General features: G+C 66.8%; 17 protein-coding genes. 12 read left to right on the top strand and 5 right to left on the bottom strand.

Annotation, left to right across the window (positions count from 1 at the left end):
- Nucleotides 1–199: 199 nt before the first annotated feature.
- The 6 genes from CYJ22_RS06785 to aroD all read left to right on the top strand — a co-directional run bounded on the left by CYJ22_RS06785 (nucleotide 200) and on the right by aroD (nucleotide 6,543).
- Nucleotides 200–589, top strand: coding sequence for a GntR family transcriptional regulator (locus CYJ22_RS06785; protein ID WP_101602054.1), 390 nt, complete (start codon nucleotides 200–202; stop codon nucleotides 587–589).
- Nucleotides 586–1,479 carry an ATP-binding cassette domain-containing protein gene (locus CYJ22_RS06780; RefSeq protein ID WP_101602052.1) on the top strand — a complete coding sequence of 298 codons (894 nt, stop codon included), beginning with the start codon at nucleotides 586–588 and terminating at the stop codon, nucleotides 1,477–1,479. The genes CYJ22_RS06785 and CYJ22_RS06780 overlap by 4 nt, the downstream gene beginning before the upstream one ends.
- Nucleotides 1,476–2,180 (top strand): hypothetical protein, encoded by a 705-nt coding sequence (locus tag CYJ22_RS06775; protein ID WP_101602049.1) that lies wholly within the window; start codon nucleotides 1,476–1,478, stop codon nucleotides 2,178–2,180. The genes CYJ22_RS06780 and CYJ22_RS06775 overlap by 4 nt, the downstream gene beginning before the upstream one ends.
- Before the next feature lie 805 nt (nucleotides 2,181–2,985).
- A complete protein-coding gene (locus CYJ22_RS06770; protein ID WP_060566737.1) occupies nucleotides 2,986–4,374 on the top strand; it encodes a glycine--tRNA ligase in 1,389 nt (462 codons plus the stop codon).
- A 40-nt stretch (nucleotides 4,375–4,414) separates the two neighbouring features.
- Nucleotides 4,415–5,707: a tRNA dihydrouridine synthase DusB gene (dusB, locus tag CYJ22_RS06765; RefSeq protein ID WP_207760520.1), complete on the top strand. Its 1,293-nt coding sequence runs from the start codon at nucleotides 4,415–4,417 to the stop codon at nucleotides 5,705–5,707.
- Between the two features lie 11 nt (nucleotides 5,708–5,718).
- Nucleotides 5,719–6,543, top strand: coding sequence for a type I 3-dehydroquinate dehydratase (gene aroD, locus CYJ22_RS06760; RefSeq protein WP_101602046.1), 825 nt, complete (start codon nucleotides 5,719–5,721; stop codon nucleotides 6,541–6,543).
- A 94-nt stretch (nucleotides 6,544–6,637) separates the two neighbouring features.
- Here the strand turns inward: aroD and CYJ22_RS06755 are convergent, their stop codons facing one another.
- From CYJ22_RS06755 to CYJ22_RS06740, 4 genes are all read right to left on the bottom strand, one after another.
- Nucleotides 6,638–7,858: a S8 family peptidase gene (locus CYJ22_RS06755; RefSeq protein ID WP_101602043.1), complete on the bottom strand. Its 1,221-nt coding sequence runs from the start codon at nucleotides 7,856–7,858 to the stop codon at nucleotides 6,638–6,640.
- Nucleotides 7,837–9,336 (bottom strand): hypothetical protein, encoded by a 1,500-nt coding sequence (locus CYJ22_RS06750; protein WP_101602040.1) that lies wholly within the window; start codon nucleotides 9,334–9,336, stop codon nucleotides 7,837–7,839. Before CYJ22_RS06750 ends, CYJ22_RS06755 begins: the two co-directional genes overlap by 22 nt.
- A gap of 26 nt (nucleotides 9,337–9,362) precedes the next feature.
- Nucleotides 9,363–9,839, bottom strand: coding sequence for a DNA recombination protein RecF (locus tag CYJ22_RS06745; RefSeq protein ID WP_101602038.1), 477 nt, complete (start codon nucleotides 9,837–9,839; stop codon nucleotides 9,363–9,365).
- A gap of 206 nt (nucleotides 9,840–10,045) precedes the next feature.
- Complete coding sequence (locus tag CYJ22_RS06740) at nucleotides 10,046–12,091, bottom strand: glucose PTS transporter subunit IIA (RefSeq protein WP_101602036.1); 2,046 nt, start codon at nucleotides 12,089–12,091, stop codon at nucleotides 10,046–10,048.
- Nucleotides 12,092–12,275: 184 nt separating this feature from the next.
- On the opposite strand from CYJ22_RS06740, the gene CYJ22_RS06735 reads away from it, so the two are divergent.
- Genes CYJ22_RS06735 through CYJ22_RS06725 form a run of 3 tightly spaced genes read left to right on the top strand, consistent with a single transcriptional unit; the run spans nucleotide 12,276 to nucleotide 16,082 of the window.
- Nucleotides 12,276–13,580 carry a deoxyguanosinetriphosphate triphosphohydrolase gene (locus CYJ22_RS06735; RefSeq protein WP_101602035.1) on the top strand — a complete coding sequence of 435 codons (1,305 nt, stop codon included), beginning with the start codon at nucleotides 12,276–12,278 and terminating at the stop codon, nucleotides 13,578–13,580.
- A 45-nt stretch (nucleotides 13,581–13,625) separates the two neighbouring features.
- Nucleotides 13,626–15,599 (top strand): DNA primase, encoded by a 1,974-nt coding sequence (gene dnaG, locus CYJ22_RS06730; protein ID WP_007589531.1) that lies wholly within the window; start codon nucleotides 13,626–13,628, stop codon nucleotides 15,597–15,599.
- A 3-nt stretch (nucleotides 15,600–15,602) separates the two neighbouring features.
- Nucleotides 15,603–16,082 carry an S-ribosylhomocysteine lyase gene (locus tag CYJ22_RS06725; protein ID WP_101602033.1) on the top strand — a complete coding sequence of 160 codons (480 nt, stop codon included), beginning with the start codon at nucleotides 15,603–15,605 and terminating at the stop codon, nucleotides 16,080–16,082.
- Between the two features lie 119 nt (nucleotides 16,083–16,201).
- On the opposite strand, the gene CYJ22_RS06720 is transcribed toward CYJ22_RS06725, so the two are convergent.
- Complete coding sequence (locus CYJ22_RS06720) at nucleotides 16,202–16,699, bottom strand: hypothetical protein (protein ID WP_007589496.1); 498 nt, start codon at nucleotides 16,697–16,699, stop codon at nucleotides 16,202–16,204.
- 198 nt (nucleotides 16,700–16,897) lie between these two features.
- On the opposite strand from CYJ22_RS06720, the gene CYJ22_RS06715 reads away from it, so the two are divergent.
- The 3 genes from CYJ22_RS06715 (at nucleotide 16,898) to cydC (ending at nucleotide 21,569) form a co-directional block, all read left to right on the top strand.
- Nucleotides 16,898–18,046: a branched-chain amino acid aminotransferase gene (locus tag CYJ22_RS06715; RefSeq protein WP_007589497.1), complete on the top strand. Its 1,149-nt coding sequence runs from the start codon at nucleotides 16,898–16,900 to the stop codon at nucleotides 18,044–18,046.
- A gap of 161 nt (nucleotides 18,047–18,207) precedes the next feature.
- Nucleotides 18,208–19,809, top strand: coding sequence for an ABC transporter ATP-binding protein/permease (locus CYJ22_RS06710; protein WP_101602031.1), 1,602 nt, complete (start codon nucleotides 18,208–18,210; stop codon nucleotides 19,807–19,809).
- Entirely contained in the window at nucleotides 19,806–21,569 is a 1,764-nt protein-coding gene (gene cydC / locus CYJ22_RS06705; RefSeq protein WP_101602028.1) for a thiol reductant ABC exporter subunit CydC, read from the top strand. The genes CYJ22_RS06710 and cydC overlap by 4 nt, the downstream gene beginning before the upstream one ends.
- The last annotated feature ends 11 nt before the right edge of the window (nucleotides 21,570–21,580 follow it).

The following is a 21,580-nucleotide window of genomic DNA, read 5'->3' as shown; positions in this document are numbered from 1 at the left end:
GAATTGCAACGTTTGTGGGTGGTATTGAAAGCTGCCTGAGGGGAATTGCCTGCGACATTTGGGGGCGGGCGTGAGAGATGGCGTGGGCGTGGGGGAGGGGGCTTCCCGAGGTTCGTGTGGTGAGAGCGCTTGACAGGTTAGTTGGTTATATGGTTCATTAGTCATGTAATGAACCACTGAAGCTGAAGGGAGGGTACGCATGGCACCCACATTCGTCTCGGGGATCCCGATCTACGTACAGATCGCCGACGACATCCGCGCGCAGATCCTGCGCGGCGCCCTGCGTGCCGGGGATCAGCTCACCTCCACCACGGAATACTCCGCGACCTACCGCATCAACCCGGCCACCGTCGGCAAGGCCTTTGCGATCCTCGTCGACGAGGGGCTCGTCGAAAAGCGGCGTGGCATCGGCATGTTCGTCGCCGAAGGCGCACAGCACGCGCTTGTGGCCGACGGGCTCGCCACCTACGTGGAGGAGACCCTGAACCCCGCCGTCGAAGCGGGCCTGGCCCTGGGCCTCGATATCGACGCCATCATCGACCACGTCCGCGCCTACGGCGCCGACACAACCGCCAAGGACAACTCATGATCACCCTCAACTCCATCAGTCACACGTATCCGGGAGAGAGTGAGGCGGCGCTGCGCGATGTCTCCCTCACCCTCGGAGACGCCACCGTCACCGCCCTCGTCGGCCCCAATGGCTCGGGCAAGACGACGCTCATGCAGATCCTCGGCGGCCTGATGGTCCCCACCTCGGGGAGCATTGCCATCGACGGTAGCCAGGCCAGCGGTGACGACCTGCTCACCGGCTCGATCATCGCTTCCTCCGCCCGCGACTTCGATAACCTGTCCAGCCAGTCCCTCGTCACCTATGCGCGTCTGCGACCCACCTGGGACGAGCAGCTTTTCGCCCACTACACCCAGCGCTTCGACCTGACAGTCAACCGCAAGTTTGTGCGCAAGCTCTCCGGCGGGCAGGCAGCCATTCTCTCCGGCTCGATCGCCCTGGCGTCGGGCGCGCCCCTCACCCTCCTCGATGAGATCCAGGCGCCCCTGGACGTGCCCACGCGCTATGCGCTCTACGAGGAGATCCTCGCCCTGGCGGGAGAGGTCATGGAAGGACAGCGAGCACCGCGCCGATTCATCATCTCCTCGCACATGGTGTCCGAACTCGAAAAGGTCGCCGAAGACGTCGTCGTCTTGAAAAAGAGTGAGCTTCTCGCTCACGAGAGCATCGACGACTTCACCTGCAGAGTCTGTGCACTGACCGGCCACGCCTCCGATGTTGAGCGCTTTCTCGCCGCCCACCCGGACCTCGCCCTCATCGCGAGCCGCGAACTCGGCCCCACGCGAGAAATCGTCGTGGACCTGCGCGCTAGCGCCGTCGGAGAAACTGAGCTAGCAACCCACTCCCTGACCTCTTCGCCCTGTTCCTTTCAGGACGCCTTCGCCTACCTCATCCAGGAGAACGACCAATGAGCACCGCAACCACCGTCTCCCGCACCCCCAGCGCCTGGCGCCTCGGCATGGTCAGTATCTGGCCTGCAGTCCTTTCCTGCCTCGGCGGCATCGCCGCGCAGTATGCACTCAACGCACTCTTCGCCATCGTCTTCGGTGCAAGCAGCGATAGGGGCCCGGAGTCCGTCAGTCTGGCAGCCTTTAACGCAGCTTTAGTTGTGGGGATCGTCCTCGTCGTTGCAGGGGTCAACCAGACGATCTCGTACATGCGCGCAGGGTCGCTGAGCGGAGCACCGCGCCGCACCCTGGCGCTCGCGAGCTACGTCACCTCCGTCGTGTGCATTGCCATGGGCAGCATCATCTGGTGGGTGCTCATCCTGGTCCGGCCGTACCTGTTTTTCCTGCCGAAAACGGTCTACACCCCCGGCGTCGACACCTGGTTGCTCGTCGTGGTCTTTTGGATCACCTGTGACGCCGCAGGTCGCCTCGGCGCGAACGTGTTCCGGCGTCGTGGTGGGGGATGGAGAGTCGCCATCGCGTCGTTCGTGGGCGCCCTTACCGTCGCCGTCCCGGCTGCCTGGCTGCCGCTGACCCTCATTCACAAGGCCGGAGTCACCGGTCCCATGCCCCCGTCCCTCTGGCTGTTGGGAATCATTCCCCTCGTCGTCGTGATCGCGAACTGGCGCCTGACCCTCACGGGCAGGATCCGCGGCCTCAACTGAACGTCAGTTGGGCTTTGGGCGCGTGACCCCAGACCCGGCCCCGGCCTCGTCCCTCCCGTTGGAGCGACGAGGCCGGGGCTGTTTTATGCATTCGGGCGTGTTGTGGTGGCGCCATGTGAGTGTCCAGGCGCTGCGAGTTGCTGTGGGGGGATGCTCAGGCGCTACTTGTTGCTGAGTGCGGCACCGTAGTTCTGTGCGCGCCCTGCAGTTTCGCATGCAATTCGACGATGGAATGTTCAAGCACGTGTTGAAAACGTTGGAATATCAACGACGCCATTTCGGAACTTGAAATATGTCAAGGGGAATTGCCTGCGACTTTTGGAGTGCTGTGCTTGGTGAGCGTGGGTGGTGGCTGTCGGCGCTGTCGGCTCTGTCGGTGCTGGCATGCGCGCATGCGGATAGGTTCGAAGTCGGCGTGCTCGTCGTCGCCGCAGCGGAGCCTGTCCTCGCCGCAGCGGAGCCTGCCCCTTCCTTATGCGGATAGGTTACGGCGATGTGGATAGGTTATTCACATGCGGATAGCTTAATAACCTATCCGTATCTTCATAACCTATCCGTATGCTCATAACCTATCCGCGAGAGAGCCGAGCGAGGCACGCAGCGGTGCTCAGATAGGACTCCGGGCAGAATCCCGTGGAGAATTGCGGGGGAGGGCACTGCACAGCCCAGCCAGCATTTCAAGCCCGCACCTGTGGTGGGATCCATGAGCGCGGAGGGGCCCGGAAGCGCCCGAAACAGTAGTTATCGGCTAGTATCGATGGCGACACGACAGCCAGTCGTGCCCCAAATACTCAAGGAGTGACAAGTGGCTAAGGGACCCTCCCGCCTCGACAACGTGATCAGCCTGGCCAAGCGCCGCGGCTTCGTCTTCCCCTGCGGTGACATCTACGGTGGCACCCGCTCCGCGTGGGACTACGGCCCGCTCGGCGTGGAACTGAAGGAAAACATCAAGCGCGCCTGGTGGAACGCCATGGTCCGCCGCCGCGCCGACGTCGTCGGCCTCGACTCCTCCGTCATCCTCCCGCGCGAAGTGTGGGTCGCCTCCGGCCACGTCAAGGCCTTCACCGACCCGCTCATCGAGTGCCTCAACTGCCACAAGCGCGCCCGCGAGGACCAGCTCATCGAAGAGCTCGCCGAAAAGAAGGGGGTCGAAGAGTCCTCCCTGACCACCGCCGACATCGCGTGCCCGAACTGTGGCGTGCGCGGCCAGTGGACCGAGCCTCGCGCCTTCTCCGGCCTGCTCAAGACCTACCTGGGCCCCGTCGATGACGAGGCTGGCCTGCACTACCTGCGCCCCGAGACCGCCCAGGGAATCTTCGTCAACTACGCGAACGTCATGAACGCCGCGCGCAAGAAGCCGCCGTTCGGCATCGGCCAGATCGGCAAGTCCTTCCGCAACGAGATCACGCCCGGCAACTTCATCTTCCGTACCCGCGAGTTTGAGCAGATGGAACTCGAGTTCTTCTGCGAGCCCGGCACCGATGAGGAATGGCACCAGTACTGGATCGACTACCGCAAGGCCTGGTACGTCGACCTGGGTATCGACCCGGAGAACCTGCGCGAGTACGAGCACCCGCAGGAGAAGCTCTCGCACTACTCCAAGCGCACCGTCGACCTGGAATACCGCTTCGGCTTCCAGGGCAGCGAGTGGGGCGAGCTCGAAGGCATCGCCAACCGCACCGACTACGACCTGACCGTCCACTCCGAGGCCTCCGGCGCGAAGCTCGACTACTTCGACCCGAACACCAAGGAACGCTGGACCCCCTACGTCATCGAGCCCTCGGCGGGCCTGACCCGTTCCCTCATGGCCTTCCTCATCGAGGCCTACCACGAGGACGAGGCCCCCAACGCCAAGGGCGGCGTCGACAAGCGCGTCGTGCTCAAGCTGGACCCGCGCCTGGCCCCCGTCAAGGCCGCCGTCCTGCCCCTGTCCCGCAAGCCCGAACTGACCGGCCCCGCCCAGGAGCTGGCCGACGAGCTGCGCGGCATCTGGAACGTCGACTACGACGACGCCGGCGCCGTTGGCCGCCGCTACCGTCGCCAGGATGAGATCGGCACGCCCTTCTGCATCACCTACGACTTCGACTCGATCGAGGACCACGCCGTCACCATCCGTGAGCGTGACACGATGGAGCAGGTGCGCATCCCGCTCGACAAGGTCAAGTCGTACCTGATCGAACGCCTGGGCTGCTGACTTGCAGGTAGCCTCAACATCCGCAGCGGCCCCTCTTCGCGTGGGGCCGCTGCGCCTGTGGACACCCGTCGTCCTGGCCCCCATGGCCGGGGTGACGGACGTGCCCTTCCGACGCCTGTGCCGCATCATGGGCGAGTCGGGCCTGCCCGACCACCTGCGGCCCACCGGCATCCCCTCCTGGGCGGCCGAGTCGGGGGAGGGGGCCACGGCCTCGTCCCCGAGCACCCCGGGCGAGACGACTGCGGGTGAGCCCCTCGCCGCGCCGCATCGCGTCGCCATCCCGCGCGTGGACGCGCCCGCCGGCCTGTACGTCACCGAGATGGTGACCAGCCGCGCCCTCGTCGAGGAGAATGAGCGCACCCTGGAGATGGTGCGCCCCGACCCCGCCGAGCGCGTGCGCTCCCTGCAGCTCTACGGCGTCAACCCCGCCGTCATGGCGAAGGCCGCGACGATGCTCATCGAGCGCGACCTCACCGACCACATCGACCTGAACTTCGGGTGCCCCGTCCCCAAGGTGACGAAGAAGGGCGGGGGAGCTGCCCTGCCCTGGAAGCGCGATCTGTTCTCCGACCTTGTGGGCGCCGTCGTGCGCGCCTGCGACGAGGCCGGGGAGCACATCGGGCGCGAGATCCCCGTGACCGTCAAGATCCGCATCGGCATCGACTCCGAGCACGAGACTGCGACGGACGCCGCCCTCGCCGCGCAAAAGCTTGGCGCCGCCGCGCTCACCCTGCACGCGCGCACGCAGAACCAGCACTACGCGGGCCAGGCCCACTGGGACGAAATTGCACGCCTCAAGGACCTGCTCGACATCCCCGTCTTTGGTAACGGCGATGTGTTCGAGGCCGCCGACGCCCTGGCCATGCTGGAGCGCACCGGCTGCGACGGCATCAGCGTCGGGCGCGGCGCCCAGGGACGCCCCTGGATCTTCCGCGACATCGTCGCCGCCTACCACGGCGGGTCCATCCCGCCCGGCCCCAGCCTCGCCGAGGTCGTCTCCGTCATCGAGCGTCACGCCGCCTGGTGCGTCGTCGACCAGGGCGACGAGGGGCGCGCGCTGCGCGAGATGCGCAAGCACATCGGCTGGTACCTGCGCGGATTCGCCGTCGGTGGCCCCCAGCGCCACGCCCTGTCGATGGTTTCCACGCTGCAGGAGCTCCACGAGCGCCTCGCGGACCTCGACCTCGACCAGGCCTTCCCGCCCGCAGCACGCGGACCTCGCGGCCGAGCAGGCGGCGAAAAGACCCCCCACCTGCCCGACGGCTGGCTGGACCACCCCTACCTCACGCAGAGCGAACGAGATCGCCTGCACCTGGCAGAAATCGGATACTAAGCGAAGGAATCATGCCTCACCCATCTGCGCCCGACCCCGACCCTGCGCCCGGACTCGTCACCATCGGGAAAGCCGCCAAGAAGGCGACGCTCGGGGGACGTACCCAGGTCATCGTTCCCGTCAGCGGGGACGCGGCAGCCCTGAGCGGGCAGGTCGAGGCGCTGGCCTCGTGCCGCGCGGACATCGTTGAGTGGAGGGTAGACACCTTCCTGTCGTCCCTCGTGGGGTCGCACTTCGTGGCCGCATCGGACGTGGAGTCGGACCTGGTGCGGATGGCCCGCTACGTCGCGGATTCCTCGCCCCTGCCGTTGCTGGCGACCATTCGCACGTCGGTCGAGGGGGGCGAGGCTTACCTGGACGACGAGGAATACTGCGCCCTCGTGCGTTCGCTTTCGTCCTTTGCGGGCGGCGTCGACGTGGAGATCTCGCGCGATGGGTCCTCCTCGCTCATTGAGGACGCGCACGAGGCCGGGGCGATCGTCGTCGCTTCCTTCCACGATTTTGAGGGGACTCCCGGCGACGAGCAGCTCGCCGAGGTCTTGGCGGCTATGAACTACGCGGGCGCCGACGTCCTCAAGTTCGCGTGCATGGCCAACAGCGCCACGGACGCGGCCCGAGTGCTGGCGGCGCAGGCGTGGGCGCGCGAGGCCTACGACCGTCCCGTTATCGGCATCGCCATGGGCCCCAACGGTGCGCCCACGCGCCTGGTGGGCTCTGCCCTCGGGTCCGCGGCCACCTTCGCGACCCTGCCCGGGTGGGAAGGCAGCGCCCCCGGACAGTTCACCGTCGAGCAAGTGCGAACTGTCCTCGACATTGTCGAGGCCTCGGAGGGCTAAGCCTGATTGCCGGTGTCAACGCGGCCACGAAGCAAGCGACGAAAAAGAGGGGCGCTGGAGTGTTCTCCAGCGCCCCTCGCTCTCCGTCCTGTGGCTATTGCCTGTGGAAGCGTGGGCTGGTGCCCAGGTGTGTGGGGTAGGGGTTGTCTTTGTTGGTTGCCTGCGATTCGTCGAGGCCGCGATAGGCGTAGGAGTTGTCATACGCGATCTGGGCTGGATCGACGAGGCCATCGGCGTACTGCTGGACCTCCGCGGGAGTCGGGCTTGAGCCACCTCCCTTGTCCGCCAGGGGATTCTCATCCGGATACTGGCTCGGATCGGTGTTGAGCATCTTTCCGGGGTTAATTGGTCCATACCCCACGTAGATGTCTCTGCCGCCCTCAGGTGTGCTCGCCGTATTGACGAGGAGCTGGAGGAGCTGATTCGAGGTAGCGTTGGGCCACTTGGCACGCGCCTGCGCGAGAGCGCCAGCGACAATAGGGGACGAAAAAGAGGTGCCCTGAGTGGAGGAAATCTGTCCGCTCTCATCGCGCGCAACAATAGGGCCCCCGACGGCAGTCGTGGTGACACCCTGCCCCCAGGAGGAATAGGAAGCGAACTTTCCGTCGGTATCAATGGCGGAAACACCGACGACACCCGACCACCACGACAGTGATGTCTCGTTGTCGTCCTCGTGCGCGTTACCTGCACCGGCAGTGATGATGACTCCTTGACTCATCGCCCGAGCGATTGCCCACTTGAGGTGGTCTGAATGTGAAAGCGAGGACGCGGAGTAATTGATGATCGATGCTCCATCATCAATTGCTTTGTTGATCAACGATGATACTTCCGTAGGCAGAATACCAGCTTTCATCGGGCAATCGGCCCCCACAAAGCTGGCGTCATCGGGGCGCTGGTAAGCGAGTAGCGTGGCATCGGGTACCGTCCCGTAAGCGTCTGACACCAATAGGGAAGCGACTGTGGTGCCGTGGCTTCTGTGGGCAGAGCTGGACGTGACTGAGCATGGGCTTTTATCCGTAATGTTTGCACCTGCCAGCTCAGGGACGGAGGTGTCGACAGGGCCATCGATGATCGCGATGGTGACGCCTGCTCCCGTGTAGCCCTTGGCCCGTGCGGAGTCCAGGTGATAGTAGGAGTAGTAGGCCTGGTCAGCCGCCGTGATGGGGCGATCATCGGCCCGTGCGGGAGTGAGCGGGTAGCCGGTGGCGATGCCCGTGAGCGCCAGCGTGGAGCACAGGGTACCAGCAGTGCGGAGGTTAAAAACCCGACCAATCGGCGAAAAAATGCGTGCGCTCACCACTGGCTGATATCCCATCCGTCGTCCTTGCGTTTCGCTGGGGTCATCGTACGATCCGAGCCATAGGTCTGTGAGAGGGGATTGACGTATCCGCGCGGCATGCCCTCGTCCTCCTCGTCCTCGACGCGAAAGGCCTCATACCTGCGGCGACGACGTTTCTTCTCGTCCTTCGCCCCGCCGCCAGCTCCCGCGCCGGAACCGCCCATGAAACCGCCCTGCTGTCCCGCAGGTCCTCCCGTGCCGCGCCCCGCCGAACCCGCTCCAGTCGCGCTGCCCGGGGGCGTGTAGGTGCCCATGCCAGTGCCGCTGAACGATCCGGCGCGCAGCGTCGAGGCACCCGCAGCCGCCCCCATCCGACCGGTGACGCCGGATCCGAGGACACCCGTGCGCCCGAGGCCACCTAACGCAGGTCCACCCATGCGCGCCGCCCCGCGCAGGCCCAGGGCCCCAGCCCCGAGCAGCCCCGCGCCGCCGAGGCGCCCGGCAGACTGAGCCTCTGCCGCGCGCGCCGTATTGAGTCCCCAGAGGGGATGATCGCGATCGACCGGGGGAGCGGGGGTGTGACCGCCGATGACACCGTTCGCGTGCCGATCGCCGTTGACTCGGGTGTGCAGCAGGTCCACGTCCATGAGATCCTGCGGGTCCGTGATCGGATTCGTCCGTGATCCGAGGTCGCCCTCGGGCAGGTAGCGATTGGGGACGCGCGGGGAGTGCATGACACGCTGGTCGATGTCACCGCCCTCGTCGTATCCACCCGGATACAGGCCCGAGTCCGCCCCGCGCAGCCCGGCGTTGCCGAAGGCATCCGAACGGGAACGACCGTAGGCTCCTCCCTCGTGGGGCGAGATGACGATGTGGCCCTTCCTGAGGGCATCAGCGGCATCCGCGGGGAGCTCAGGAATCGGGGTCCAGCCGTTAAAATCGACGTCGGCTGGGGGTGTATTGCTGTGCTCTGAGAGCCTCGCATTCAGGTCGTTCATTGTCGACTCGAAGCGCTCGATGATCTCCGTGGCCTTCGCCTCGCGCTGGGCATTCGCCTGTGCCTCAACACCCTCCACGTAAGCCAGGCCGTCTGCCACCAGGGAATTGACGAATTTGCCGGGCAAGCCGAACTTTGAGGCGATGGGGATGGTCACCTCGCCCGCGTGGCGCAGGGATTCCGTCATGGGGTCTAACAGCGTGGGGGAGAGCTGGCGCGCGTCCTCCGCCGCGAGCATGATCGCGCGGCGCGCCTCAACGTAGTAGGACATGCCGGTCATGTAGAAGTTGGCCTGCTTGTCAAAGCGCTTGATTGCGCGCGTGGCCTCGTCGGACATCGCCTGGCCGGCCTGGCCAGTGAACCCCTGGTACTCCTTGAAGTGATTGACCTTGTCGCGCGCCTCACGAATGGCCTTGACGATGGCGGAATGCTCGTCGTCCCAACCGTAGAGCTTCTCGTTGTCCGGCGCACTGTTCGCGAACTCCATGAGCCGGTCGTACATGGGTGATGACACCATTGTTGTCTCCTTGTGTGCGCTCGTGCTCAGTACTCGTCGGGCCCGGAATCAACGACTGTGTCCACTGGAACGCCAGACTCATCGCCGGTCTCCGACTGAGCGGGCGTATTCTCGCTGGTGATCTGCTCAATGCTCTTCTCGGAATAGACCTTCTGGGCGCTTTCGCCCTGGTTGAGAGCCAGCAGGGCGGTACCGACGGCTGCCAGCGCAGCGCGGGCATCTTCTTCGGTGCCGGTAAAGTCAGAGACGGCCTGAGCGACTTTCGTGTCGAGATCGCTCAAATACTGCGCCTCGTTCAGCATATTCGTCGAAAATGACGTGAGGAACGACTGCACGGTATCTCCCATGCTCTGGGCCGCGCTCTCAGTCGTCCAGTGCCCGAATATTTGCGCCGCAGCCAACATCATTGCCGATGTTGCGGAGGTGGTGAGTTCGCCACCCCCGGCGCTCATGTCGTCACTCACCTGTGCGTGGCGCTGTGAGTCGAATGCAAGGTCTGGCATCGCTCCAATTTCCTTTGCTCCGTGGAACCTCGCACTCCTGCGGCAAGGTAACCGAGTGGTCAAACAGTTTAGCTGCCTCGCTTGGGCTTGTGCAAGAACATGCGCAGGCTCGAGGGAAGAACGTCGATAACCGACGATGCAATAAAAAGTGGTGGGCGGGCCAACCGGCCCGCCCACCACGGCTGTGTCAGTGATGCTCGGAAAGCTCACGCCTCCTTGGGGGACACCGTCACGACCGTGTCAGTGATACCCACCGGGCCGGGAGCGGCTGGGGTGATGTCGCCGAACTTCTTCTTGTTCGTGACGACCATTGGGGTGATCGTGTCGTAGCCGGCCTCGCGGATGACATCCCAATCGACCTCGGCCAGGACGTCGCCGCGCTTGACGACGTCGCCCTTGGCGACGCGCGGCGTGAAGCCCTTGCCCTCCAGCTTCACGGTGTCCATGCCGATGTGGATGAGCACCTGGACGCCGGACGCGGACTTGATGCCGTAGGCGTGGCCCGTCGGGAACGCGACGGACACCTTGCCGTCACACGGGGCAACAACCACGGCGCCAGCGGCGGGGGACACGGCGATGCCGGGGCCGAGCGCGCCGGCGGCGAAGGCCTCGTCGGCCACGTCGGACAGCGCGACCAGCTCGCCCGCCATGGGGGCGGTGAGCGTCAGATCAGCTACTGCCTCGTCGCTGAAAGCGGGAGCCGGAGCGGCCTCAGCTGCGGGAGCGGCGGGGGCAACAACGGGAGCCGGGGCGGCGGCGGGAGCAGCGGACACGCCAGCCTTCGCGGCCTCCTTCTTGGCGCGAGCCTCAGCCTTCTGCTCCTTCGTGCGGTAGTCGAAGAAGACGACCATGAGGAACGCGGTGAAGAACGCGGCGGCGACACCCAGGCCGTAGACGGCCATGGGGGTGAAGACGGGGATCGTCAGCAGCGACGTGAACACGAAGGTGTTCGTGGTGGCGCCGCCACCGATGCCGATGACCAGACCGCCGACGACACAGCCGGTGAGCATGAGCGGGTAGATGCGCTTGAAACGCAGGTGGATACCGTACAGGGACGGCTCCGAGATACCGCCGAAGAGACCGGCCGCCAGGGCACCGGACGCGGTCTGGCGCATGTCGGTGTCGCGGTCACGGATCGACAGGAAGAGTACGCCGGCGGTGGCGCCGAAGCACGCGAAGTTCCACGCGCCCATGGGGCCCTGAATGAAGTCGGAGCCGGTCGACGCGATGTTGGCCAGCTGCAGGGCGTTGAGCGGCCAGTGCAGGCCGAGCGGCACCAGGAAGGGGTAGATGATCGGGATGATGATCGCGAAGACGATGGGGGCGTGGCCGTTGAGCCAGGCCAGGCCGCCACCCAGGCCGTTACCGATCCAGATCGACAGGGGGCCGATCAGGAAGGCGGTGAGCGGCATGATGACCATGAAGGAGATGAAGGGGACGAACACCATCTGGACGTTCGAGGGGATGATCTTCTTCAGGCCCTTGTAGACGACCGCCAGGATCGGCACCATCAGCAGTGGCACGAAGACCTGGCCGCCGTAGTCGGCCAGCTGCAGGGGCAGGTTGCCGATCTGGGTGACGCACTGCTCGGAGCCGAGCGCGGTGGTCGTACAGGTCGTCTCAGTGAAGGAGGAGGTGTTGCTCAGGCCCAGGAAGTTGGGGGTGAGCAGCGACAGGATGACGGCGGTGCCGACCCACGGGTCGATGTCCAGCTTCTTGGACGCGTTGTAGGCGACCATCGCGGGCAGGAAGTAGAACACCGCGCGCCACATGGAGTTCACGTAGCCCAGCCACGCGGGGATGACGTCGGCGCGCGTGTCGACGACGCCGAGCGAGTCGAGGACCGCCAGGAACGCCAGGATCAGGGAGGCGCCGAGGAGGACGGGAAGCAGCGGGCGGAACGAGTCCGACAGGTACTCGAAGAACGCGTCGACGATGGCGTTCTTGCCACGCGCCTTCGCGCGGGCGGCGGCCTTGACGTCGTCGTTCGAGGCTGCGGCGCCCGACTTCATCGACGGCAGGTTGTTGATCTCGTTGAAGACCGACTGCACGGCACCGCCGATAACGATCTGGTAGCGGTCCCCCGACTGCGGGACGGCACCGAGGACGCCGTCAATGGCCTCGACTCGGTCCTTGTCGATGATCGACGCGTCGTTGAGTTCGAAGCGCAGACGCGTCGCGCAGTGGGTGAAGTGGGTGATGTTGCCGGGGCCACCGACCGCATCGAGGATTTCCTGTGCCGTGTTGGACACGCGGGACTCCTTCCGTGGATGAGGATTCGACGCTGAATGCGACACTTGACAATTAGCATGTTTGAACAAATGCTGAAAGATCCGACGTGGTATCTCACAGTATTCTGTTGGTAATTTGTGGTGCTTTGACAGTAACGAGGCACGGGCTCGTTCTGCGCAAGCGTTTCCCTAGTAAAATGGCCACGTGAATGAGTTTTCTCTGGCAATCCCCGGTGTTGATGGTGGCGACGCGCGCCGCCCGTACGCGTCCGCCGATTCCGAGCGCTGGGTGCCCGAGGACCACAAGTCCTCCGAGCGCACCGAGTTTGAGCGCGACCGCGCGCGCATCCTCCACTCCTCGGCGCTGCGTCGCCTCGGCGAAAAGACGCAGGTGCTGGGCCCGATCTCGGACGACTTCGTGCGCACCCGCCTCACGCACTCCCTCGAGGTTGCCCAGGTAGGGCGCGAGCTCGGCAAGGAGCTGGGGGCCGACCCGGACGTCGTGGACGCGGCGTGTCTGTCCCACGACCTCGGGCATCCGCCTTTTGGGCACAACGGCGAGCGCGCCCTGGACGCGGCGGCCGCCTCGATCGGCGGGTTCGAGGGCAACGCCCAGACTCTGCGCGTCGTCACGCGCCTGGAGCCCAAGGTCATCGGCGCGGGGGGCGTTCCCGCGGGCCTCAACCTGACGCGGGCGACCCTGGACGCTATCTGCAAGTACCCGTGGGTGAAGGCCGGTGGCCCTGACCTGGCCAAGTCGACCCGCAAGTACTCCGTGTACCCCGACGACGCGCCCGTGTTCGCGTGGATGCGCCAGGGGGCGCCGGCCGGGCGGCGATGCCTGGAAGCCCAGATCATGGACCTCTCGGACGACATCGCCTACTCGGTGCACGACATGGAGGACGCGGTCGCGACCCGCAAGCTGGACCCCGCAGACCTCTTCGATGACGCGCACTGCTCGGCGGTCGTGGCCTCGACCCTGGACTGGTACGGGCCCTCGGTGGCGCGCTCGGACCTGGAGGAGGCCCTCGAGCGCATCGTCTCCATGCCCGTGTGGCTGCGCTCCTTCGACGGCTCCTACGCTTCCCTCGCACACCTGAAGGACGCGACGAGCGAGCTGATCGGCCGCTTCTGCTCGGCGACCGTGGCCGCCACGCGCGAGACCTTCGGGCACGAGCCGCTGGGCCGCTACCGTGCGGACCTCGTCGTTCCACGCGAGGTTCGCGCCGAGATTCAGATCCTCAAGGGCATGGCCGTCCACTACGTCATGAGCCCGCGCGAGACCGAGCCGGTGTACTACCAGCAGCGCACGCTCCTGGCCGACCTCGTCGACGCCCTCTACGAGGCCGGGGCCGACGCCCTGGAACCCGTGTTCGCCGCGCAGTGGCGGGCCGCCTCCGACGACGGCGTGCGCCTGCGCGCGGTCATCGACCAGGTCGCCTCGCTCACCGACGTGTCGGCCTCCGCGTGGCACGCGCGCTGGTGCGGCATGCTGTCCTCGCAGCTGTGAGCATGATTGGACGCAGACGCGGGCGGGCATCGGTAGACTGAGATCATGGCGGGTCTGATTCGTAAGGACGACATCGAAGCGGTACGTAACGCAGTGAAGATCGACGAGATCATCGGCGAACACGTAGCGCTGCGACCCGCGGGTATCGGCTCCCTGAAGGGCCTGTGTCCCTTCCACGACGAGCGCACCCCCTCCTTCAACGTCCGCCCCCACCTGGGCATGTTCCACTGCTTCGGGTGCGGTGAAAGCGGTGACGTCATCTCCTTCGTGCAAAAGATCGACCACCTGCCTTTCACCGAGGCGGTCGAGATGCTGGCGGCGAAGGCCGGGATCACCCTCCACTACGAAGAGGGCGGGGCGCGCGTGCGCACCGAAGAGCCGGGCAAGCGCCAGCGCCTCCTCGACGCCCACCGCGTCGCCGAAGAGTTCTACCAGCAGCAGCTGGCTTCCCCCGAGGCGCATAAGGGTCGCACGTTCCTCGCCGAGCGCGGCTTCACCCAAGCGATGTGCGCGCATTTCGGGGTCGGCTACGCCCCGGCCTCGTGGGATTCCCTGACGCGCCACCTGCGCTCGAAGGGCTTCACGGATCAGGAGATCCAGATTTCGGGCCTGGGCTCGCAGGGTAATCGCGGCGTGTACGACCGTTTCCGTGGGCGCCTCGTGTGGCCGATCCGCGACATCACGGGTGCGACGGTCGGTTTCGGCGCGCGTCGCCTGGACGACAGCGACAAGGAGTCGCCCAAGTACCTCAACACCCCCGAGACGCCGATCTACAAGAAATCGCAGCTGCTGTACGGCCTGGACCTGGCGAAGAAGACGATCGCGACGGAGCACAAGGTTGTCATCGTCGAGGGATACACGGACGTCATGGCCGCGCACGTCGCGGGGGTAACCAACGCCGTGGCCACGTGTGGCACTGCCTTCGGCTCCGAGCACGTCAAGATCATTCGCCGCCTGCTGGGTGACCATGCGGATCCGGCCGCCGGCGTGCTCTTGTCCACGGGACGCGCGCACGGATCGGAGGTCATCTTCACCTTCGACGGCGACAGTGCCGGGCAAAAGGCTGCGCTGCGCGCCTACGGCGAGGACCAGAACTTCGCGGCCCAGACTTTTGTTGCGGTGGCGCCGGGCGGCCAGGACCCCTGCGACCTGCGTCTATCCCAGGGCGATCAGGCGATCGTCGACCTGGTGAACTCGCGCATCCCGCTCTTTGAGTTCGCGATCCGCTCGGTCCTGTCTCAGATGGACCTGCGCAGCGCCGAGGGCCGCGTGCAGGGGCTGCGCGCCTCGTCCGGCATCGTCGCGCACATCAAGGATCGCGCCCTGCGCGCGGAGTACACGCGCCAGTTGGCGGGGTGGCTCGGCATGGACATCCCCACGGTCGAGCAGGCGATTCGCGCGGCCGGTCGCGTCGAGGTCGTCTCGCACGAGGCGCGCCCGGGTGAGATCGAAATGGCGGGAGCGGGCCGCCCCGGCCCCACCACCCCCGAGCGCCGAGGCCCCGAGGACCCGGTGAGCCGCATCGAGCGCCAGGCTCTCGAGGCCGTCCTCCAACATCCGCTCTACGCCGTGGGATCGGGCTTCGAGGAGCTCGATGGGCAGTCCTTCACGGTGCCCACGCACCGCGCCGTCCACGACGCGATCCGCGCGGTCGGCGGGCTCGATGCCTTCACGCAGATGATGCGCCAGGCCGAGGCCCACTTCGGCCCGGGCGAGAACGCGACGCTTGCGGCCTCGCGCCACTTCGTCCAGGTGGTTCTCGAGACTGCCGGCGAGTTCATCGGCCCCGCCGTCACCCAGCTGGCCGTCGCGCCTCTGCCCGTCGCGGGCGAGGCGGACGTGCGCTCGTACTGCCGCGGCGTGGTGGCCGCGATGGTGCGCATGGACCTGACTCGCAAGCTCGGCGAGGCCCGCGCGGCCCTGTCGCGCTTGAGCGAGGACGACCCCACCTACTCCGAGACGTTCCGGGAGCTTATGCGCCTGGAGCAACGCCGGCAAAACTACACCGAAAGGGACTAACCGATGGCTGAAGTTGAGAGCTTTACCCTGGACCACACCGCAGTGAAGGCGCCCTACGTGCGCCTCATCAACGTGGAGTCCGGCCCGAAGGGCGACCAGATTTCGAACTTCGACGTGCGTCTACTCCAGCCCAACGCCGGGGAGATCCCGACCTCGGGCCTGCACACGATCGAGCACCTGCTGGCTTCCCTGCTGCGCGACCGCATCGACGGCGTCATCGACTGCTCGCCGTTCGGCTGCCGCACGGGCTTCCACCTGATCATGTGGGGTACCCCCTCGGTGCGCGAGGTGACGCAGGCGCTGGCCTCCTCCCTGCACGCGATCGCCGAGGAGGTCACCTGGGAGGACGTGCCCGGCACCGACGCGTACTCGTGTGGCAACTACCGCGACCACTCGCTGTTCAGCGCCCGCGAGTGGAGCCGTGCGATCCTTGAGCAGGGCTTCTCCCTGGACGCCTTCGAGCGCGTCGACGTCATTCACTGATTCCGGGCGTTCGCCTGGATACGGAAGCGGGACCCATCCGGTGAGGATGGGTCCCGTTGTCGTCTAAGGATGCATGCGAGGGGGAGCGTGCCCCGAGGGGGGAGCCCCGGCCTCGTCGATCAGTCGAGACCGACCGCGTCGCGCACGCGGGCCTCCAGGGCGTCCGCCTCTCGCTGCCCGTCGGCATCCAGCGGCCCGTCGGCCGTCAGCACGGAGAAAAGCCCGTCCTCGCCGCGGCGCACCCACGCCGTCACCGTCGTGCCGTTGCCGACTTCCACCTGGGAGTGCAGGACGATCGAGCGGTTCACGAACTCGCTTGTATGACGCATGAAATCCTCCGGATCGCCCTTCCCGCGCCCCGCCAGGGCCGGGCGGGCCGGATCCACCCACTCCAGGGCGAAGAGCGAGCCCTCGGCCTCCCAGCGCGCCCGCGCCACGTCGTACCAGGGGAACACCTCGGGGGTGGGCTCCCCCTCGCCGGACGAGGCCTCGGCACCGAAGACGTACAGGCCCGACTTCGCGGCCACCATCCAGCGCCCGTCCTCGAGCTCCAGGCCGGGGGAGCGGCGCTCGCGGGAGGGCAGGGCGGAGGCAAGGGCGTCAGGCAGAGTCGTCATGCGTTGATCGTATCCTGTCGGGCTGGTGTGTGCGGTGACAGGTCGCAGGAATCGGGACTGCGATGGGTGAGGGGTGACGGGGTGAGAACGTCCACAGGGGGCGGGGGAGTGGGTCACATGCCGAAATCAATCGGCCACATTGCGGACGGCGGGCATATTCTGGCTTCATATTTGTGAAAAACCACGACAGGAGACCTCATGGCATCGACGCAGCACACCCCCACGGAACTTGAGGCTGCCGGCGACCTGGTACTTCCCGCCGCCGACGAGCTGGCCGGTCGTTTCCCCCTGACCCCCAACGCTCACCCGGCGACGCCGGAGGAGTACAACGAGATCATGTCGACCCTGGCCTTCGGCAAGAAGTTCACGGACCACATGGCCCACATGCGCTGGACCCGCGAGGGCGGCTGGGATGACCGCGGCGTCATCCCCTACGGCCCGCTCGAGCTGACCCCCGGCGCCTCCGTCTTCCACTACTGCCAGTCCGTGTTCGAGGGCATCAAGGCCTACAAGCGCGAGGACGGCTCCGTGTGGACCTTCCGCCCCGGCTACAACGCCGCGCGCCTGAACCACTCGGCCCGCCGCCTGGCCCTGCCCGAGCTGAGCCGCGAGGACTTCGTGGCCTCCCTCGTGGACTACGTGCGCGCGGACGTCAAGTGGGTTCCCGAGGTCGACGGTTCTTCCCTCTACCTGCGTCCCTTCATGTTCGCCTCCGAGGAGTTCGTGGGCGTCCACCCCGCCGGCGTCGTCGACTACTACGTCATCGGCTCGCCGTCGGGCCCCTACTTCAAGGGCGGCCTGTCGGGCGTGGCCATCTGGGTGGAACGCGAGTACCACCGCGCCGGCCCCGGCGGCACCGGCAGCGCCAAGGCGGGCGGCAACTACGCAGCCTCCCTGCTGCCCCAGATCCAGGCCGAGGCCAAGGGCTTCTCCCAGGTCTGCTTCCTGGACACCTACGAGGGCAAGTACCTCGAGGAGCTGGGCGGCATGAACATGTTCGTCGTCATGGCTGATGGAACCATCCGCACCCCCGAGCTCACCGGCGTCATCCTCGAGGGTGGCACGCGCAGCGCGATCCTGCGCATGCTGCGCGACCAGGGCGTCGATGTTCGTGAGGAGAAGATCGCCCTGTCCGAGGTCGTGGATGGCATCCGCTCGGGCGCTGTCGCCGAGGTCTTCGCCTGTGGCACGGCCGCCGTGGTCACCCCGATCACGCGCCTGGCTGGCGACGACTTCGACGTGGAGATCGAGGTCGGGGAGAAGACCCGCGAGATCCACAAGCACCTGACCGACATCCAGTGGGGTCGCGCCGAGGATCCCTACGGCTGGACGTACCGCCTGGTCTGAGCATGATCGCTTGAGGGAGCCACGGCCTCGTCGATTGTACGAGGCCGTGGTTTCTTTACGCGGTCACGATGCGAAATTGCCCCAAAGTGACAGTGGTGTCAGAACCTAACTAAGGCTATCCTTGGTTGTGTACTCGTGTGTGTCATGTTGATAGGAGCACAATGAAACGCGCGATCGTGGTCGTCTGCTCGTGGGCAGCGGCCCTCTGCCTGGCCGCCGCCTACCTGGCGATCGGCTGGGGCATCGATGACATTGCGGGACACAATGCCTGGTCGACGTGGTGGATCGGCGTGCTGGGGGCCCTGGGATCGGGCGTGTTCGCTTGGGCGGTGAGTGCCCTGGGAGCCGCCCAGATGAACCAGATGGAACCCGCGCTGCGCCACTCGATGATCCGACAGGTCTTCGCCCTCGGGCCCTCGCAGCGCACCAGCGAGCGCGCGGGCCGCGTCGTCAACTCCGCCACCGACGGCGTCGAGCGCGTCGCCGCCTACAAGGGCATCTTCCTGGCCCCCATGATCGCGTCGCTGACGACTCCGATCCTCGTCGTCATTCTCGTTGCCATGACGATTGACCCGGCCTCGGGCGGCTTCCTCGCGATCGCGATCCCGCTGGTCCCGATCTGCGTCATGGGCTTCCGCAAGGCATTCAAGCCGGTGTCCTCGCGCTACCGCCACGCCTCGCGCCAGCTCGCCGCCAAGGAGCTCGACGCCATCCAGGGCCTGGGCGACCTGGCCCTCATGAACGCCGGCAAAGACATGGGCAAGCGCCTGGCCGAGGCCGCCGAAGAGGTGCGCTCGAAGGTCATGAGCTACCTGGCCGGCAACCAGCTGATCCTCCTGGTCATTGACTCCGTCTTCTCCCTCGGCATGATCACCGGCGCGATCGCGCTGGCCCTCATCCGCTACCAGCAGGGCGCGATCAGTGTCGGAGAGGGCATCTCCCTCGTGCTGCTGTCCTCGATCATGCTCGACCCGCTGGACCGCATCGGCCAGTTCTTCTACATCGGCATGGGCGGCATCGCGGCCAACAAGGAGATCAAGAAGTTCATCAAGCAGAACCCACCGGTCACGGACGCCAAGGGTGTCAAGGCCCCGGCGATCCTGCCCCAGCGCGGCGAGATCCGGCTCAGCGGTGTCTCCTTCTCCTACACCGAGGACACCCCGGTCCTGCAGGGTGCGAACCTGACCCTCACCCAGGGCGAGCACGTCGCGCTCGCTGGCCCCTCGGGCGCCGGCAAGTCTACGATCTCGGCGCTGCTGCAGGGCTTCCTGCGTCCCACGCGAGGCCGCGTGAGCCTCAACGGCGTTGACCTGGCCAGCGCGCCTCTGTCGTGGGTGCGCGCCCAGACCGCGGTCGTCGAGCAGAGCACCTACCTGTTCTCCGGCACGCTGCGCGACAACCTGCTCCTGGCCTCTCCCGCGGCCACGGACGACCAGCTCATCGAGGCCCTGCGTGCCGCGCACCTGGGCGAGTTCGTCGACACCCTGCCGGGCGGCCTCGACGCCCGCGTGGGTGCCCGAGGCCTGGCCGTGTCCGGCGGCGAGGCCCAGCGCATCGCGATCGCCCGTGCCTTCCTGAAGAATGCGTCGATCATGATCCTGGACGAGCCAACCGCCCACGTGGACCTGGCCTCCGAGCGCGAGATCCTCGCGTCGCTGGAGACCGTGTGTGCTGGGCGCACGACCCTGACGATTTCTCACCGAGACGCCACCATCAAGGGCGCCGACCGCGTCGCGACCCTGCAGGAAGGAACGATCCGATGACCCGCAGGCAACTGTCTCTTCGACTCCTGTCGATCACGCGGCGCGTCCTGCCGCCCCTCGCGGCCTCCATCGCCGCCCGCATCGTCTTCCTCATGATCGGCATCGCCCTGTTCGCCCTGGGTGGCTGGGCTGTCGCCGGCCTGGCGTCGGGGAAGAGCGCCTGGAGCATCGCGCTGATCATCTGCTGCGCCATCGGCCTGAGCCTCCTCAAGGGCCTGGCCCGCTATCTCGAGCAGTTCGCCGGTCACTTCGTGGCCTTCCACTCCCTGGCGATGCTGCGCAACTACTTCTACGACCAGCTTGAGCCCCAGGCTCCCGCGGGCACGGATCGCCTGGATTCGGGCGACATCATGAACCGCGTGACGAAGGATATCGACCGCGTCGAGGTCTTCTTCGCCCACACGCTCGCCCCCGTCACGACGGCCGTCATCGTCCCGATCCTGTCGGTCGTATGGATGGGCACCGCCGTGTCCTGGACGCTGGCCGCCGTGCTGGCGCCCTTCCTGCTGATCGTCGGCGCGGTCATTCCCTTCCTGGGTTCCGGCTCGACCGCGCGTGCGGCGCGTGAGCTGCGCGAGGCCCGGGGCGCGATCGCGGCCCACGTGACCGATTCGGTGCAGGGCGTGCGTGAGGTCCTCGCCTTTGGGGCGGAGGAACGTCGCGAGGCCGAGATGAGCGCCATCGAAAAGCGTATCTCCTCGGGCCTGGGCACCCAGGGCCGCTGGATCGCGCTGCGCCGAGGCCTCAACCAGGCCGCCGTCGCCCTCGGCATCGTCACGGTCGCCATGGTCGCGGGTTCGAACGTGCTCGCCGAAACGCTGACGCTGCCCCAGGCGGGCCTCGCCCTCGGCATCGCGATGGGCTCCTTCGGCCCGGTCCTCGCGGTCGAGGAGTTCGCCGCGGACCTGGACCAGGCCTTCGCGTCGGCCGCCCGCGTCTTCGCGATCACCGATCGCGCGCCCGCCGTCGCCGACCCGGCCGACCCCAAGCCGCTGACCCCCGGCGACATTGAGTTCACCGACGTGACCTTCGCCTACCCGACGGACGAGGACGCGCCCGCGCCTGCCCCCACGGTCCTGGACGGCGTGAGCATCCACATCCCCGCCGGCAAGCGCACCGCCATCGTGGGCGCCTCCGGCTCGGGCAAGTCGACGCTGGCCTCGCTGCTGACCCGCACGTGGGACCCGGCCTCGGGCACCGTCACGATCGGTGGCACGAACGTGGCCGAGGTGTCCCTGCGCGACCTGCGTGCGACGGTCGCCTCCGCGCCCCAGCGCCCCTACCTGTTCAACGACACGCTGCGCGCCAACCTGCTGCTTGCCGCGCCCGACGCGAGCGAGGCCGACCTGGAGCGTGCGCTGGAGGCCGTGGACCTCACCGACTGGCTGGCCACGGAAAAGGACGGCCTGGATACCGCTGTTGGCGACATGGGCGAGCGTCTCTCGGGCGGCCAGCGTCAGCGCCTGGCCCTGGCCCGCGCGCTCCTGCGCGACGCCCCGATCTACGTCTTCGACGAGGCCACGAGCCAGGTCGACCCGGCCACCGAGGCGCGCGTGCGTGAGGGCATCGCGCGCGTCGCGAAGGGCCGCACCATCGTCGAGATCGCCCACCGCATCAGCGCCGTGCGCGACGCCGACCAGATCATCGTCATGGACGCGGGCCGCGTCGTGGAGACCGGCACCTACGCCGAGCTGCACGCGCGCGGAGGTGCCCTCGCCGCCCTTGAGGCGCGCGAAACCACCGATCAACCCAGCGCCTGACAGACGCGAGC

It is taken from the genome of Schaalia odontolytica, from assembly GCF_002847525.1.
Classification (GTDB): domain Bacteria; phylum Actinomycetota; class Actinomycetes; order Actinomycetales; family Actinomycetaceae; genus Pauljensenia; species Pauljensenia odontolytica_B.
The sequence above is the reverse complement of the archived record's forward strand: the minus strand, read 5'-3'. Positions and strand labels throughout refer to the sequence as shown.